This is a genomic window from Pseudomonas sp. FSL W7-0098 (genome assembly GCF_005930585.1).
GTDB classification, from domain to species: Bacteria; Pseudomonadota; Gammaproteobacteria; order Pseudomonadales; family Pseudomonadaceae; genus Aquipseudomonas; species Aquipseudomonas bubulae.
The window spans coordinates 202,731-217,368 of record NZ_RXHW01000007.1 but is presented as its reverse complement, the minus strand read 5'-3'; the positions used below and the strand labels follow the sequence as shown (position 1 = coordinate 217,368).

Genomic DNA, 14,638 nt, shown 5'->3' with positions numbered 1-14,638 from the left:
AGGGTGAGGGTGAGGGACTTTTGATCTACTTCACCGTCTTCGGCACCTTGCCCTGCTGCATTTGTTGCAGCAGCGGCGCGCACTGGTTGGGTTCGCCACCGCTTGGGGCGACCAACGCCAGTAATCCCGCCGCCGGCCCTGCAATCACACCCAATGCCACCATGCCCGCACCACGCAACAGCAGCGGCACGGCTTGCACACCCGCTGACGGGTTGGCAAAGGTACCGCGTACATACAGCGGTGAACGCAACGAAAACAGACGCAAACCCTTGGACTCTGGAGTGATCTTCAAGTCCAGCTGCTCGGTAGCAAGGTTGATCGTGCCATCGATATAGATAATCGCGTTCTCGGTATCGAACACAAACAATCGGGTACTGGCCAGCCCGTTCTTGATCCCCAGGTCCGCTGCCGCGCAGTTGATCTTCACGTCCTCGTCGCCAAAAATCTTGCCCACTACATAGTTGCCTACGTTCAGGCCGGCAATTTCCATAAGGCTGCGACTGATAGCGCCGTCATTGATGATCATCTTCAGATCACCGTTGGCGGTGCCCAACAACTTGGCCACCGAATTGCCGGTACCGGTAATCGTGGCATCACCATTGAGTTCGCCGAAGCTGGTTTTCATCGGCTCAAAGGTGGGAAACAGTTGCTTGAGTTTAAAGTTGCGCGCGGTCAGCCTGGCGCTGCCTTTCAGGGGCGCAGCACGGCCGTTGAGACGAATCTGCGCATCCAGCTTGCCACCTGCCACGCCAAAACGCAGCGGCTCAAGACTCAGTTCGCCATCATTGAGCACCACATGGGTGTAGAGGTCGGTAAACGGCAGCTCGGCGCTTTGCACGATACGTTTGCCGGTGAGTTCTACGTCTGCGTCCATATCGCGCCAGCGCTCGGTGCGAAACTCTTCCACCGGCAGCACCTTGCCCGCAGGCTGCTTGCTCTCGCTGCCCCGGGCTTTTTGCTGGGTGTTGGAGTCGGCACCGATCAACGGCCCCAGGTCAGCCATCAGCAACTGGTTGGACACCAGCTTGCCGGACAGCTTGGGCCGTGGCTGGCTGGCCACGTATTTCAGATCGCCATGGATATCACTGCTGCCGATTTTGCCGTTGAAATTTTCATAGCTGAAGGTCGCGCCATTGGCATCTCGCAATTTGGCGGTCAAATGGCCGTCGGTGGAGTACGGCGGCGAATCCGGCAAGGTCACGCCGGTCAACGGATAGAGATTGCTCAGGCTGGTACCGGCCAATTTCAGGCGCAGGTCCAGGGCACCCAGATTGAGCGGGTCGGTCAAGGTTCCGGCCAGCTCGACATGGCTGTCGGCAATGCTGACCCGGGCTTGCAACGGGAAAGGCTGAGTCGCGTCCTGCAATGCCAGCAGACCGCCAATTTTACCGCTGCCGTTGAGCTGCTGACCGTGGTACTGGCCTTTGACCTTGAGGGCGAACGCATAGTCCTGCGGTTTGCCGCCCTTCTCCAGGGCCTTTTTCGCGTCTTTTTCGCCGACGATCTCGCTAAACGGGATGGGTTTGCCCAGCGAGTCGATCAGCACGTCCAGTCGGGTTTTCAGGGTCTGGTCATTGAGGGTCACATGCCCCTTGTCGAAGCCGATAGCACCGATGTCCAGCGTCCAGGCTGAAGGCTCGGCATCCGGGTCCTTGGGGTCGAAGGTAAAGGTCCAGTTCGCCCGGCCATCAGCCAGGCGCTCAAGACTGGCGCTGGGCTCTGTCAGATTGATGCGCGGGATATCCACGGTTTGGGTCATCAGCGCCAGCGGCGACAGGCGCAGCTCGACTCTTTTCAGGCTGGCCATTTGCGCATTTTTAGCCCACTCGGGGTTGCCCAGGGTCAGGTCCTGAGCAATCACATGGGGCCACGGCACCCATGCCCGCCAGCCGCCCTGATCCTCTTCGCGCTGCCAGCGCACAGCCAGGTCACCGTTAATAGCAAACGGGCGGTGGAGGATTTCAGACACTTTGCTGTTGATGGTCGGCTTGATGCGATTCCAGTCGAAGGTAGCGAGGATCACCACCAGCACGGCCACCAGCAGAACGAAAATACCGCCTGCCCAGGCAAGGGTCTTACGGGTGCGCGTCATGTCACGGCTCCTTGAATTCCACAGAACGTCCCAGTTACGACGCCATAAATGTACGACTGGCAAAGACGCCGGAAGGTTTAACCCCGGTACGGCTTTCGTATAAAAAATTTCAAAAGCCCCGGGCTAAAGCCTCCCAGCCTGAACAATCAATTTTGTCGATTATCACCATTGGCCGTATGAACTTTGATATCCGGCAGCCAAGCGTAGCATTGCCATCACACCTACTTAGTTGCATTGCTACGGAGCACACACCATGAAACGCCCAGTCCTGTTTGGTCTTTCCCTTTCACTGATGGCCTTCAACGCCTTCGCCATGCCTGCCGATGAAGAGCCGACCCCAATGGCCCAACCAGCATCGAGCTCCTTGAGCCAGCCGCTCAACCCGGTTGCCGAAGACGGCGCACAACGTACCCTGGACCAACAAAACAGCTATGCCGAAGATGGCTACGATCGCACTCCGGGCAGCCAGTTTGTCGCCGAAGGTGGCGCCGATCGTCTGGCAGAACGCAACAAGCATGCGAGCTAAGCCTTTCGCAGGTGTGGGAGCGGGCTTGCTCGCCAATGCATCCCTGCCGCTGATCCGCTAGCCCGCGTAACCTGCATCGCGAGCAAGCCCGCCCCCACACTTTGTGCAGTACACCGTTCGACGTCATCAAAGCCGATTTGCTAGAGTGCGCCGCTGTACTTGTCTGGAATACCAGCCCCGATGCTGCCTCGTGCCGAACAGAAGCAACAAACCCGCCTTGCGCTGATGGATGCTGCCCGCCACTTGATGGAGTCGGGTCGCGGCTTTGGCAGCCTGAGCCTGCGCGAAGTCGCAAAGACCGCTGGCATCGTGCCGACCGGTTTTTATCGCCACTTCAGCGACATGGACCAACTGGGCCTGGCCCTGGTCAGTGAAGTCGGCCAGACCTTTCGTGAAACCATTCGCCTGGTGCGTCACAACGAACTGTTTATGGGCGGTGTGATCAACGCCTCGGTGCGAATTTTTCTCGACGTGGTAGAAGCCAACCGCTCGCAGTTTCTGTTTCTGGCCCGCGAGCAATACGGCGGTTCGCAACCGGTTCGCCAGGCCATTGGCGCCCTGCGCGAAGACATCACTTCGGATCTGGCGGCCGACCTTGGCTCCAAGCCCAAGTTAGCGCACCTGAATCATGCCGGCCTTACCGTGATCGCCGATCTGGTGGTCAAAAGCGTATTTGCCGCCTTGCCCGACGTGATCGACCCGCCTGCAGATTCACTGCCCGATCACCTGCAGCCCCAGGCCAAGATCAGTCAGCAACTGCGCTTTATTTTTATCGGGCTCAAGCACTGGAAAGGCCTGGGCAGTACCGAGTAATCGCAAGCGCACCCCATTGGTGCGCCGATGCGCAGATTGCGCACTTATATAGAACATCTTCATCTTTCTGCACCCTTTTTGGGCCTGCATTTGCAGCCTCCGACCGGGTTGGCAAGCCCCTTGCTGTGGTTGGAGTAATGTCCATTGCAGGAAGCCTTCCGATGCTGGTGATTCATCGCAGAGTCCAGTCCCACCCCGTGTGGAGCGCCGAGTTACACCTGAACTTCGAAGCCCGCAGCAAAAGTCGCCTGCGTTGTTTCAGCAGCAGCGGCGAAGATGTCGGCCTGTTCCTTGACCGTGGCCAGTCACCGCTGGTCGATGGCGAATTTCTGCAGGCTCAGGACGGACGCATCGTGCGCGTCTGTGCCAGCCCCGAAAAACTCCTGCATGTCACCTGCTGCAATGCTTTTGAACTGACCCGCGCCGCTTATCACCTGGGCAACCGCCACGTCGCCCTGCAAGTGGGAGATGGCTGGTTACGCCTGCTTGACGACTACGTGCTCAAGGCCATGCTGGAGCAACTGGGTGCCCATATCGAGGCCATCGAAGCACCGTTTCAGCCCGAACACGGCGCCTATGGCGGTGGCCATCACCACTCCCGTGCGGGCGAAGAGGACTTCAACTACGCCCCGCGGTTGCATCAGTTTGGTGTGCGCTTGTGAACCCGGCCTGGGCGCTCTTGCGCCTGGCCAGCCCGCAGCTGCCCATTGGCGGCTACAGCTATTCCCAGGGGCTGGAAATGGCCGTTGAAAACGGCCGCGTGGCTGACCCGGCCACGGCAGCGCGCTGGATCCGCGATCAATTGCTGCTCAACCTCGCCCGCTTCGAGGCGCCCTTGTTGCTCGCCCACTGTCAGGCCGCAGCGGATCAAGACTGGAACGCTTTGCAGCGTTTGTGTGACGAGCATCGCGCCAGCCGTGAAACCCGCGAACTGCATCAGGAAAGCCGGCAAATGGGGTATTCCCTGCAACAGTTACTCACCGGCTTACCGGAGCTGGACGAGCCCGCACGCGAGTTTCTCGCACAACAGGCCGAGCCCCATCTGGCGCTGGGCTGGGCACTGGCCGCCCGCGCCTGGGGCATCGACCCACAGGACGCATTGGCCGCCTGGCTCTGGAGCTGGCTGGAAAACCAGTTGGCCGTGCTGATGAAAACCCTGCCCCTGGGCCAGCAAGCGGCCCAGCGCATGACCAGCGAACTGTCGGCTGCGTTGCAGCAGGCCCAGCAACACGCCAGTAGCCTCCACTTATCCCACATTGGCAGTGCCGCTTTCGGCCTGTCTTTGGCGAGCATGGCCCACGAGCGCCAGTACAGCCGCCTGTTTCGTTCCTAGGAGAAAGCAATGAACACACAGCCTTTGCGTGTTGGCATCGGTGGCCCGGTAGGCTCCGGCAAAACTGCGCTCACCCTGGCCCTGTGCCTGGCCCTGCGGGAAAAGTACAACCTGGCCGTCGTCACCAACGATATCTACACCCGTGAAGATGCTGACTTTCTGGTGCGCAATGAGGCGCTGGCGCCAGAGCGGATCATTGGTGTAGAAACCGGCGGCTGCCCGCACACAGCGATTCGTGAAGATGCGTCGATCAACCTGGAGGCTGTGGATCAGTTGAACCGACGCTTTCCCGGCCTTGATCTGATTCTGGTGGAATCGGGTGGGGATAACTTGTCGGCCACCTTCAGCCCGGAGCTGTCCGACCTGACCATTTACGTGATCGACGTGTCCGCCGGGGACAAGTTGCCGCGCAAGGGCGGGCCGGGGATCTGCAAATCGGACCTGCTGGTGATCAACAAAATCGACCTTGCGCCGCTGGTGGGCGCATCGCTGGAACTGATGGACAGCGACACCAAGCGCATGCGCGGTGCAAAACCCTTTGTGTTCAGCAACCAGAAGACCGGACATGGCCTGGACACCATCGTGGCGTTTATCGAGCGTCAGGGATTGTTGATCCAATAGCGGTGAAATCATCTGTGGGAGCGAGCCTGCTCGCGATGGCCGCGACGGGGTACATCAGAAAAACGCAGCGATGCCATCGCGAGCAGGCTCGCTCCCACAGAGTTGAGATCATCCGGGGAATCACGGTGTATCATGTCGCGCAATCGCCCCAGCCGTGACGACACCCACCGATGCCTGATGTAGCCAGCTCCGACTTCCCGCTTGAACTGACCGCCCAATTTGCGGCAGTACAGCAGCATTTTCGCCAGGTCATCGTGCCGCTCTGGCAAGGCCCCGGCTGGAATGCCGAACTCGCACTGCCCTTCGAGGCCTTGAGCCCCGCGCACCAGCCGCTGCCACCCCAGCGCTATCGCGCCATGGCTTGCGCACGGCAGCTGTACCTGTTCGCCAGCCTGATCGACGACCCGGCGTTCCCCGGTGCCGCCGAACGCGCTGCTGAACTGTTCCGCTCGCTGCACCTGCATTTTCATGACGCCGAGCACGGTGGCTGGTTCTACAGCATCGGCCCCGATGGCGCGCCGCTGGATCAACGCAAAGACCTCTACACCCACGCCTTTATCATCTTTGCCTGCGCCCATTACTGGGCGAAAGTGCGCGAGCCACAGGTGGCGTCGGCGCTCAATGGCGCACTGGCAGTGGTGGCTGAACGTTTCAATGACGGCAACGGCCTGTATGAAGCCAGCCTGGAGCGGGATTGGTCGCCACTGGGCAGCGGCCCGCTGCAAAACCCGTTGATGCACTTGGCCGAAGCGTTCCTGGCCACTTTGTCGGTACGTGACGATAAGCCAGTGCAGACGGCCTTGCTGGCCCTGGCCGAGGGTATGCAACAGCGCTTTATCGAGCCTGTGCATAACGTCATGCTGGAAAAACCGCTCGGAGCTGTGGATAACTGGTTTGAACCGGGGCATCAATTCGAGTGGTTCTTTTTGCTGGAGTCTTCGCCACTGCTGCGCCAGACGCCGTTGCACGGTTCGCTGGAGCGGGCGTTCGGGTTTGCCGAGCAGGTGGGGGTCGACCCGCAGAGCGGCGCGGTGTGCGGCATGCTGGCCCCTGATGGCAGCCTGCGCGATGGTACCCAGCGTATCTGGGCACAGGCCGAGTACCTGCGCGCCCTGACCTTGCGCCCGAACAGCCAGGCACAGGTGCAGCGTCAATTGCTGGCGCTGCAGCAGAAGTTTCTACATGCCGGTGGCTGGTACGAATGCCGCGATGGCGCGGGCAAGGTCAGCCGCGAGGATATGCCGTCGACCACGCCTTATCATCTGGCCACCTGTTACAGCGGTTTGGCGCAATACCTCGGCTAACACCAACAGCTGTGGGAGCGGGCTTGCTCGCGATGGCATCACCGAAAAAGTCCTGACAAACCGCGCCGCCTGAATCGCGAGCAAGCCCGCTCCCACCACTCAAGGCTGGCTCAGGCAATCCACTTACGATCACCGGTAAAGCTGATGGTCAGCCAGCGCGCACTGTCCGCGGCACCCAGCAGCCCGGAGATCTCTTCGCGCAGTGCATCAAGGGTCTTCACGCTGGTCAGTGGATAACCTGCCGGCAACACGATATGAATCTCTATAAACCGTGCCCGCCCGTGCTTCTGCACATAGGTTTTGTAGCCTTCAAAACCATGCCGCGCCGACATTTCCTCGAGCACATCCCGCACCTTGTCATCCAGCGCGTCCGGGACAATCCCGAGCACATCACGCAAGGCCGGCTTGAGGATCTTGAACGCCGGCGCAAGCATGCTCAGCGCCAGCAAAATCAGGATCGCCGGGTCAACATAAGCGGCCCACTGTGCATAACCCTGCTGCTTCAAGAGCAACGCTGTGACAAAACTTATCAACAGCCCCACCGACAACATGGCATCCACCAGCCAGCTGACATTATCGAACTGGATCAGGGTTGACTTGAGCTTGCGATTTTTGCGCTTTACCCAGAAGTAGTAGGCAAATTCAACAACGGTGAACACCGCCGCATAGACGATCACCAGCCCCAGCTCGATATCGCGCCCGCCATTGATAATGCCGAACACGCCATTGAGAAAGGCGTAGATCGCAATCAACAACAGGAAGCTGCCTTCAATCAGCAGCACCATGGGCTCAAGGTGCCAAAAACCGAACTGGAAACGCTGGTTGCTTTCCTTGGCGATCAGTTGCGCCGTAATCAGCATCAGCACTTTGATAAAAGTCGCGATCAGAGAGAAAAACCCATCGAACATGATGGATTCGGAACCCGAAATAAAACCCGTCACGATGCCGGCAATGGCCACCGCGAACATTAGAACGGTCGATTGCTTGAGCAGTTTCTGCTCACCACGGTTACTCACACAAACTCCTTTTCAGCCCGATTGAATGCGACCCCCTCAGGAGGTCGCAGGTGGGCTGCCAGGGGTGAGTTTACTCCTTGGCGTGGCGCTCGATGGCAAAACCGCTCCAGGACTGCGTGACGGGCATCAGCTCAAGGCGGTTGATGTTGACGTGGGCCGGAGTATTGAGCACCCAGAAAATGGTCTCGGCGATGTCTTCTGGCTGAATCGGTTCGGCGCCCTGATAGGTCGCGTCGTAGCGAGCCTTGTCGCCGCCAAAGCGCACCATCGAGAACTCGCTCTCGCACAGGCCCGGCTCAACGTTGCTGACCCGCACGCCCGTGCCCTGCAAATCGCAGCGCAGGTTCAGGGAGAACTGTTTTACAAACGCCTTGGTACCGCCATACACATGGCTGCCGGGGTAAGGATAACTACCCGCGATGGAACCCAGGTTAACGATCCCGGCACCACGGCCGTAGGCAATCAGTCGTGGCAACAGCAGGCGGGTGGTGTAGAGCAGGCCCTTGATATTGGTGTCGACCATGGTCTCCCAATCGTCGAGATCGCATTTGGGCGCAGGGTCGGTGCCCAGGGCCAGGCCCGCGTTGTTGATAAGCCCACGCAATGTGCTGAACGAAGGTGGCAAACCGGCAATCGCCGCTTCCATCGCGGCACGGTCGCGCACATCCACCACCAGGCCGTGTACTTCGGTTTGCTTGGATAACTCTTCGCACAATGCTTTCAAACGGTCTTCGCGTCGCCCCGTCAACACCAGTTTCCAGCCTGCCTGTGCAAACTTGCGTGCACATGCTTCACCAAATCCGGAAGTCGCGCCCGTAATAAACAGGGTGGAAGTCATCATGTTCTCCTTGGCTGGCGGGCATCGGCCGCCGTTGAATTGGACGTTTAGCAGAATGCCCCGGCTAGCGTTCAGCGGCAACCTGCGGTGTTTTCAAAACAAGTCTGTACAAAAAACAACCAGCACGCGACAAGCCACGACGAACAAGGGCTGGAGCCATATGCGCTCACCTTATCCACAGGCCCGTCCACAGTCTTTGGGGGCAACTCCAAAAAGCGCAAAGCCCCGATCCACAAGGGATAGAGAGCATCGGTAAGACTTTTTTACTTGACCCGGGCACACCCCGCATGCAGACGCCCCAAAAAGGTGCAACCGTGGAAAATCCGCCAGATAGCCAGAGGCCAGTAATTACGCTGCCTGGAGCATTCTTTCCAGAGTTTAACCACAGACTTATCCACAGGTTAGTCATTATTTCCAGACGCTCTTTACACCCGTACAAACCTGTTGACAAATCGGCGCAACGGCTGCGCAAAAGCCGCTGGTCGAAAAATAACCACCCAGCTGGACACCTTGTAAATAAAGGGCTACAGCCAACTACTCCCACGTTACCCACAGCCACCTCCACAGCAAACGGGGACAAGTCAAAATGATGACAAAACAGGTAATTGCAGCGGCTTTATGTCGCGCTTTCACAGCGTTGTAATATTGTTTTCCACAATTTGCGGCGAGGGCGGGCGGGGTGGAATTGTCTGACAAAAAGACATGTGGGAGCGAGCCTGCTCGCGATGGGATCGACGCGGTGATTCAAACAAACCGCAGTGATGCCATCGCGAGCAGGCTCGCTCCCACACAGAGAGATGTGAAATGCCTGTTAATGCCCGCCCAAATAAGCGTTACGCACCTCCTCGTTACTCAGCAGTTCCTTGCCGGTGCCGGTCAGACGGATTTCACCGTTGACCATCACATAGGCCCGGTCCGACAACCGCAGGGCATGGTTGGCGTTCTGCTCCACCAGAAAGATGGTCATGCCAGTGCCTGCCAGCTCCCGCAGCGTGGCAAAAATCTGCTTCACCACAATCGGTGCCAACCCCAGGCTGGGCTCATCCAGCAACAGCAGCTTGGGCCGGCTCATCAGCGCTCGGGCAATGGCGAGCATTTGCTGTTCGCCACCCGACATGGTCATGGCCCGCTGATTGCGCCGCTCCAGGAGCCGGGGGAACAACTCGAACATGCGCTGCATGTCTTCGTCGGCATATTTGTCGCCAATGGGGATGGTGCCCATCAGCAGGTTTTCTTCCACCGACATGTCCGGAAACACGCGACGGCCTTCCGGCGACTGGGCGATACCGTTGGAGGCGATGTAGTGCGAGGACTTGTGGGTAATGTCCACCCCCTGGTAGATAATTTGCCCGCCGCTGGCCCGGGGCTGGCCAAAAATCGACATCAGCAACGTGGATTTACCCGCGCCGTTGGAGCCGATCAGGCTTACCGTTTCGCCCTCCTCAATATGCATCGAGACTTTTTTCAGGGCCTGGATCGGCCCGTAGTGAACGTCCAGTTCCTTGAGCTCGAGGATCGTGCCCGTCATATCAGCTCCTCTTCGTCTGCGCCAAGGTAGGCCGCAATCACTTTGGGGTCGTTGCGGATGGCCTCAGGCCCGCCTTCGGCAATCACGTTGCCGTGGTCGAGCACCACGATGTGATCGGAAATGCTCATGACCATGCCCATGTCGTGCTCGATCAACACCACCGTCAGGTCGTGTTCGTCGCGCAGCAGGCGGATCATCCCGCTCAACGCTTCGGTTTCCTGCGGGTTGAGGCCTGCCGCCGGTTCGTCCAGGCAGATGATTTGCGGCCGCGTACACATGGCCCGGGCAATCTCCAGGCGTCGCTGCTGGCCATAGGACAACTCACCGGCCAGGCGATTGGCACAGTCCACCAGGTCAACCACCTCCAGCCAGTAGAAGGCATGATCCAGCGCATCGCTTTCAGCCTTGCGATAGCCCTTGGTATTGAGGATGCCGGCGAGCATGTTGCGGTTGACCCACATATGCTGGGCCACCAGCAGGTTTTCCAGTACCGACATTTCCTTGAACAGGCGGATATTCTGGAACGTGCGCGCCAGCCCCGAGCGGTTGACCAGATGTGTTCCGCCGAACATTTTGTAATACAGCCGGCTGGCAAACGCCTTGGGCGATACAAAGTCGCTCAGCCTGAACGGCTCCCCCAGTAGCTTGATCACGTTGGTACGAGTACCGCGGGCATTGAGTTCGATCCTGCCGCCGCTGGCTTTGTAAAAGCCGGTCAAACAGTTGAACACTGTAGTTTTACCGGCACCGTTGGGGCCGATCAGGGCAAAGATCGAGTTGCGTTTGACCTTGAGGCTGACATCGCTCAGGGCCTTGATCCCGCCAAAGTGCATCATCAGTTTGTCGACCGAGAGCACCACGTCGTCTTTTGACAATTCGCTCATGGCGCAACCCCCTTGCGTGGCGCAACTCCGACACGGCTGATGCGGATCAGGCCTCGTGGTCGCCAGATCATCATCAACACCATCAACACACCAAACAGCAGCACCCGGTACTCGGCAAAGCTGCGCAACAGTTCAGGAGCCACCGTCAGCACGAATGCGGCGATCACCACGCCCACTGTCGAGCCCATGCCGCCGAGCACCACAATGGCGAGGATCAGCGCCGACTCGAAGAAGGTGAACGAGGAAGGGTTAACAAAACCCTGGTAGCTGGCAAAGAACACCCCGGCCAGGCCAGCCGTGGAGGCACCAATGGTGAACGCCGACAGCTTGACCAGCACATGGTTGAGGCCCATGGAACGGCAGGCAATTTCGTCTTCGCGCAGCGCTTCCCAGGCGCGGCCGATCGGCATGCGGGTCAGGCGGTGCTTGATGTACAACACCAGCAGCACCACCAGAAACAACACGATATAGATAAACAGGAACTTGATATTGGGGTTGTATTCCAGGCCGAAGAACTCATGAAATGGCACCCCGCCATCCTTCGCGCGACGGCCGAACTCCAGACCGAAAAAGGTCGGCGATGGCACCGGCATGCCATTTGGCCCGCCGGTAAACGACAGCCAGTTGTTGAGGATCAGACGGATGATTTCACCAAAGCCCAGGGTCACGATGGCCAGGTAGTCACCGTGCATGCGCAACACCGGAAACCCCAGAATGCATCCCGCCATCGCCGCCGCAATGGCCGCCAGCGGCAGCACCGTCCAGAAACCCAGCCCCAGGTATTGATAGCCCAGCGCCAGACCATAAGCGCCGATGGCATAGAACGCCACATACCCCAGGTCGAGCAACCCCGCCAGGCCAACCACGATATTCAGCCCCAGGCCCAGCAGCACGTAAATCAGCCCAAGGATGACCACGGTCAGAATGTATTTATTGGCGAAAAACGGAAACACGATGGCAATCACGATCAGCAACGGCACGATCCAGCGCAGCCGCGACTTGTAGTCCGGTGCCAGCACATGCACGCCCGAGCCTGTGGACTCAAAGCCCTGCAGGATTTTCAGCCCTTTGGCAGTCTGTAAAAACAGGCTCAGGGCAAAGCGCCCGACCATCACGATAGCCACCAGCCAGCCTACCCGGGCCGGTTGCAGGTTGAAGCTGTAACCGTCGAGCACCACCCCTACGATGGGCCCGAACACAATCAATGAAATCAACCCGGCCAGGATCGAGTCGACTACGCTTTTTTTGATATCAATCGGTTTATTAATGGCTACAGACATACTTACACCTTCGCCACGAGAGGACGACCCAGCAGGCCTTGAGGACGGAAAATCAGAATCAGCACCAGCAGTGAGAAACTGAATACATCCTTGTAATCCGAGTTAATCAACCCGGCAAAAAGCGACTCGGAAATACCCAGGATGATCCCGCCGAGCATGGCCCCCGGCAGTGAACCGATGCCGCCGAGCACCGCTGCGGTGAAGGCCTTGATCCCGATGATGAAACCGGCATAGAAGTCGAACGTGCCGTAGTTCATGGTAATCAGCACACCAGCCAGCGCGGCCATGGCGGCACCGATCACGAACACGTAGGAAATCACCCGGTCGGTATTGATCCCCAGGATCGACGCCATCTTGCGATCCTGCTGGGTGGCGCGGCACATGCGGCCCAGCTTGGTGTACTTGATGATGTAAGTAAGCAGGCCCATGCCCACAAAGGCGGCGAGCAGAATAAAGACTTTGGTGTAGGTCAGCTGTACGAAGCCTGAGCCGATATCGACCCGCCACGCCCCGCTAAGTAACGTCGGTACGCCCTGCTGACGTGAGCCTTGGGCGATTTGCACATAGTTCTGCAGGATAAGGGAGATACCAATGGCGCTAATCAGCGGCGCCAACCGTGTGGAATTGCGCAGCGGCTTGTAGGCCACGCGCTCGATCACCCAGCCATACACGCCCGTGACCACCACCGTAAAAATAAGGGTGCCCAACATCAACAACGGGAAGGATTCGATACCGAAGTATGCCAACAGAGCCAGACTGATCGCCGCGAGGTAAGCAGAGATCATGTACACCTCGCCGTGGGCGAAGTTGATCATGCCGATGATGCCGTAGACCATTGTGTAGCCGATGGCGATCAGGCCGTAGACAGACCCGAGGGTCAGGCCGTTCAGCAGTTGCTGTAGGAAAATACCATCCATAACGCAATCTCACGCACTGGAGCCTTTGCGCAGACGCAAGCCATCCACGCCGTCACAGGACAGCTTGGCTGGCAGGGTGTGCGCGACTCCTGGAAAAGAAGACAGGTGGTGCAGATCCATCCCTACCTGATGCCCGCCGAAGCTGGCATCAGGTAGGTGACTCATCTCACTTCTGTTTTTCCAGTTGGTGATATTTACCGTCTTTGTCCCACTGGTACATAACGTAGTCGGAGACTTTAAGGTCACCTTTGCTGTCCCAGGCTTTCTCACCCATCACGGTTTTAACCGGGTTGGCCTTGAGCCACTTGGCTGCATCTTCACCCTTGTTGGATTTGGCGCCGGCAAAGGCGTCAGCCAGGGCCTGGACCGAAGCATAGGCGTACAGGGTGTAGCCCTCTGGTTCGGTGCCAGCCTTACGGAACTCTTCAACCACCACCTTGCTGTCTGGCAACAGGCGCGGGTCGGCACCGAAGGTCATATAAACGCCGTCAACGTACTGCGGGCCGCCTGCGGTGGTAACCAGTTCGTCGGTGACCACACCATCATCGGACATGAACTTCACATCCTTGAGGCCTTGCTCACGCAGTTGGCGTACCAGCGGGCCGGCTTCCGGGTGCAGGCCACCGAAATACACCACGTCGGCTCCGTTGGAGCGGATTTTGGTCACCACGGCACTGAAGTCTTTTTCGCCCCGGGTCAGGCCTTCGTACAGCACAGGGGTCACGCCGCGCTTGATCAGTTGCGCCTTGGTGGCGTCCGCCAGGCCCTGACCATAGGTGTCCTTGTCGTGCAGAACGGCCACTTTCTTGCCTTTGAGCACATCAACTATGTAATCCGCCGCCACAATGCCCTGCTGGTCATCACGACCACACATGCGGAACATCGCGCTCAGGCCACGCTCGGTCACCGCCGGGTTGGTGGAGCCAGGAGTGATCGCAATCACACCGGCATCGGCGTACACCTCAGACGCCGGAATGGTCGATGAAGAACAGAAGTGCCCTACTACACCGGCCACTTTGTCCTGGTCGACCAAACGGTTGGCGACGGCTACGGCCTGTTTCGGCTCGCAGGCATCGTCCCCGGCCACCAGAACGATCTTCTCGCCGTTGACCCCACCGGCGGCGTTGATCTTGTCTGCCGCTGCCTTGGCACCCTTCATGTACTGTTCGCCAAAAGCTGCGTTGGCGCCAGTCATCGGGCCCGCAACACCAATTTTCAGATCAGCCTGAACAAACGAAGAAACGCCCAATGCAGCTGCTACGGCGAGGGCCAGAAAACCTTTCTTGTAGAACGTCTGCGACATGAGGTGGTGCTCCTGAGGTTTTATTAGATGGCACTTCGACTTCACCTAAAGCGCTGAGCAAGCCGCGTGCCATTGGCTTTTTATTCTTAAAAAAGTCGTTCTATTGTTGTTATATCGACTGTTTCGAGCCCATTTTCATTGGGCGTGCAACCGTCTAAACCGAGGAAGGTAAAACCGCTATGT

General features: G+C 58.5%; 15 protein-coding genes. 6 read left to right on the top strand and 9 right to left on the bottom strand.

What is annotated here, in order from left to right; all coding sequences use genetic code 11:
• Nucleotides 1-25: 25 nt before the first annotated feature.
• The gene (locus tag FHL07_RS15060; RefSeq protein WP_138738638.1) at nucleotides 26-2,092 is read right to left on the bottom strand and encodes an AsmA family protein; all 2,067 of its coding nucleotides are present in this window, start codon (nucleotides 2,090-2,092) and stop codon (nucleotides 26-28) included.
• 253 nt (nucleotides 2,093-2,345) lie between these two features.
• Between FHL07_RS15060 and FHL07_RS15055 the strand changes: the two genes are divergently transcribed.
• The 6 genes from FHL07_RS15055 (at nucleotide 2,346) to FHL07_RS15030 (ending at nucleotide 6,689) form a co-directional block, all read left to right on the top strand.
• Nucleotides 2,346-2,618: a hypothetical protein gene (locus tag FHL07_RS15055; RefSeq protein WP_095000988.1), complete on the top strand. Its 273-nt coding sequence runs from the start codon at nucleotides 2,346-2,348 to the stop codon at nucleotides 2,616-2,618.
• A 180-nt stretch (nucleotides 2,619-2,798) separates the two neighbouring features.
• Nucleotides 2,799-3,431, top strand: a complete 633-nt coding sequence (locus FHL07_RS15050; protein WP_095000987.1) for a TetR family transcriptional regulator — start codon at nucleotides 2,799-2,801, stop codon at nucleotides 3,429-3,431.
• 161 nt (nucleotides 3,432-3,592) lie between these two features.
• A complete protein-coding gene (ureE, locus tag FHL07_RS15045; RefSeq protein ID WP_095017669.1) occupies nucleotides 3,593-4,093 on the top strand; it encodes an urease accessory protein UreE in 501 nt (166 codons plus the stop codon).
• Nucleotides 4,090-4,764: an urease accessory protein UreF gene (locus FHL07_RS15040; RefSeq protein ID WP_095017670.1), complete on the top strand. Its 675-nt coding sequence runs from the start codon at nucleotides 4,090-4,092 to the stop codon at nucleotides 4,762-4,764. The genes ureE and FHL07_RS15040 overlap by 4 nt, the downstream gene beginning before the upstream one ends.
• A gap of 9 nt (nucleotides 4,765-4,773) precedes the next feature.
• Complete coding sequence (gene ureG, locus FHL07_RS15035) at nucleotides 4,774-5,385, top strand: urease accessory protein UreG (protein ID WP_095000984.1); 612 nt, start codon at nucleotides 4,774-4,776, stop codon at nucleotides 5,383-5,385.
• 170 nt (nucleotides 5,386-5,555) lie between these two features.
• Nucleotides 5,556-6,689 (top strand): AGE family epimerase/isomerase, encoded by a 1,134-nt coding sequence (locus FHL07_RS15030; protein WP_138738637.1) that lies wholly within the window; start codon nucleotides 5,556-5,558, stop codon nucleotides 6,687-6,689.
• Nucleotides 6,690-6,799: 110 nt separating this feature from the next.
• Here the strand turns inward: FHL07_RS15030 and FHL07_RS15025 are convergent, their stop codons facing one another.
• The 8 genes from FHL07_RS15025 to FHL07_RS14990 all read right to left on the bottom strand — a co-directional run bounded on the left by FHL07_RS15025 (nucleotide 6,800) and on the right by FHL07_RS14990 (nucleotide 14,455).
• Entirely contained in the window at nucleotides 6,800-7,705 is a 906-nt protein-coding gene (locus FHL07_RS15025) for a cation diffusion facilitator family transporter (protein ID WP_095000982.1), read from the bottom strand.
• Nucleotides 7,706-7,775: 70 nt separating this feature from the next.
• Nucleotides 7,776-8,543 carry an SDR family oxidoreductase gene (locus FHL07_RS15020; protein ID WP_095017672.1) on the bottom strand — a complete coding sequence of 256 codons (768 nt, stop codon included), beginning with the start codon at nucleotides 8,541-8,543 and terminating at the stop codon, nucleotides 7,776-7,778.
• A gap of 811 nt (nucleotides 8,544-9,354) precedes the next feature.
• The gene (locus tag FHL07_RS15010; protein ID WP_095000980.1) at nucleotides 9,355-10,071 is read right to left on the bottom strand and encodes an ABC transporter ATP-binding protein; all 717 of its coding nucleotides are present in this window, start codon (nucleotides 10,069-10,071) and stop codon (nucleotides 9,355-9,357) included.
• Nucleotides 10,068-10,955 carry an ABC transporter ATP-binding protein gene (locus FHL07_RS15005; RefSeq protein ID WP_095017673.1) on the bottom strand — a complete coding sequence of 296 codons (888 nt, stop codon included), beginning with the start codon at nucleotides 10,953-10,955 and terminating at the stop codon, nucleotides 10,068-10,070. Before FHL07_RS15005 ends, FHL07_RS15010 begins: the two co-directional genes overlap by 4 nt.
• Nucleotides 10,952-12,235 (bottom strand): high-affinity branched-chain amino acid ABC transporter permease LivM, encoded by a 1,284-nt coding sequence (gene livM / locus FHL07_RS15000; protein ID WP_095000978.1) that lies wholly within the window; start codon nucleotides 12,233-12,235, stop codon nucleotides 10,952-10,954. The genes FHL07_RS15005 and livM overlap by 4 nt, the downstream gene beginning before the upstream one ends.
• 2 nt (nucleotides 12,236-12,237) lie before the next feature.
• A complete protein-coding gene (locus FHL07_RS14995; protein WP_095000977.1) occupies nucleotides 12,238-13,152 on the bottom strand; it encodes an ABC transporter permease subunit in 915 nt (304 codons plus the stop codon).
• Between the two features lie 9 nt (nucleotides 13,153-13,161).
• Nucleotides 13,162-13,317 carry a hypothetical protein gene (locus FHL07_RS23685; RefSeq protein ID WP_153327708.1) on the bottom strand — a complete coding sequence of 52 codons (156 nt, stop codon included), beginning with the start codon at nucleotides 13,315-13,317 and terminating at the stop codon, nucleotides 13,162-13,164.
• Nucleotide 13,318: 1 nt separating this feature from the next.
• Nucleotides 13,319-14,455: a branched-chain amino acid ABC transporter substrate-binding protein gene (locus tag FHL07_RS14990; protein WP_095000976.1), complete on the bottom strand. Its 1,137-nt coding sequence runs from the start codon at nucleotides 14,453-14,455 to the stop codon at nucleotides 13,319-13,321.
• Between the last annotated feature and the right edge of the window lie 183 nt (nucleotides 14,456-14,638).

Bases quoted from the DNA above. Each gene is read 5' to 3' on its own strand.
- ureE (WP_095017669.1), top strand. From the start codon at position 3,593: ATGCTGGTGATTCATCGCAGAGTCCAGTCCCACCCCGTGTGGAGCGCC.
- FHL07_RS15055 (WP_095000988.1), top strand. From the start codon at position 2,346: ATGAAACGCCCAGTCCTGTTTGGTCTTTCCCTTTCACTGATGGCCTTC.
- FHL07_RS15050 (WP_095000987.1), top strand. From the start codon at position 2,799: ATGCTGCCTCGTGCCGAACAGAAGCAACAAACCCGCCTTGCGCTGATG.
- FHL07_RS15020 (WP_095017672.1), bottom strand. From the start codon at position 8,543: ATGACTTCCACCCTGTTTATTACGGGCGCGACTTCCGGATTTGGTGAA.
- FHL07_RS15060 (WP_138738638.1), bottom strand. From the start codon at position 2,092: ATGACGCGCACCCGTAAGACCCTTGCCTGGGCAGGCGGTATTTTCGTT.
- FHL07_RS14995 (WP_095000977.1), bottom strand. From the start codon at position 13,152: ATGGATGGTATTTTCCTACAGCAACTGCTGAACGGCCTGACCCTCGGG.
- ureG (WP_095000984.1), top strand. From the start codon at position 4,774: ATGAACACACAGCCTTTGCGTGTTGGCATCGGTGGCCCGGTAGGCTCC.
- livM (WP_095000978.1), bottom strand. From the start codon at position 12,235: ATGTCTGTAGCCATTAATAAACCGATTGATATCAAAAAAAGCGTAGTC.
- FHL07_RS15010 (WP_095000980.1), bottom strand. From the start codon at position 10,071: ATGACGGGCACGATCCTCGAGCTCAAGGAACTGGACGTTCACTACGGG.
- FHL07_RS14990 (WP_095000976.1), bottom strand. From the start codon at position 14,455: ATGTCGCAGACGTTCTACAAGAAAGGTTTTCTGGCCCTCGCCGTAGCA.
- FHL07_RS23685 (WP_153327708.1), bottom strand. From the start codon at position 13,317: ATGAGTCACCTACCTGATGCCAGCTTCGGCGGGCATCAGGTAGGGATG.
- FHL07_RS15030 (WP_138738637.1), top strand. From the start codon at position 5,556: ATGCCTGATGTAGCCAGCTCCGACTTCCCGCTTGAACTGACCGCCCAA.
- FHL07_RS15005 (WP_095017673.1), bottom strand. From the start codon at position 10,955: ATGAGCGAATTGTCAAAAGACGACGTGGTGCTCTCGGTCGACAAACTG.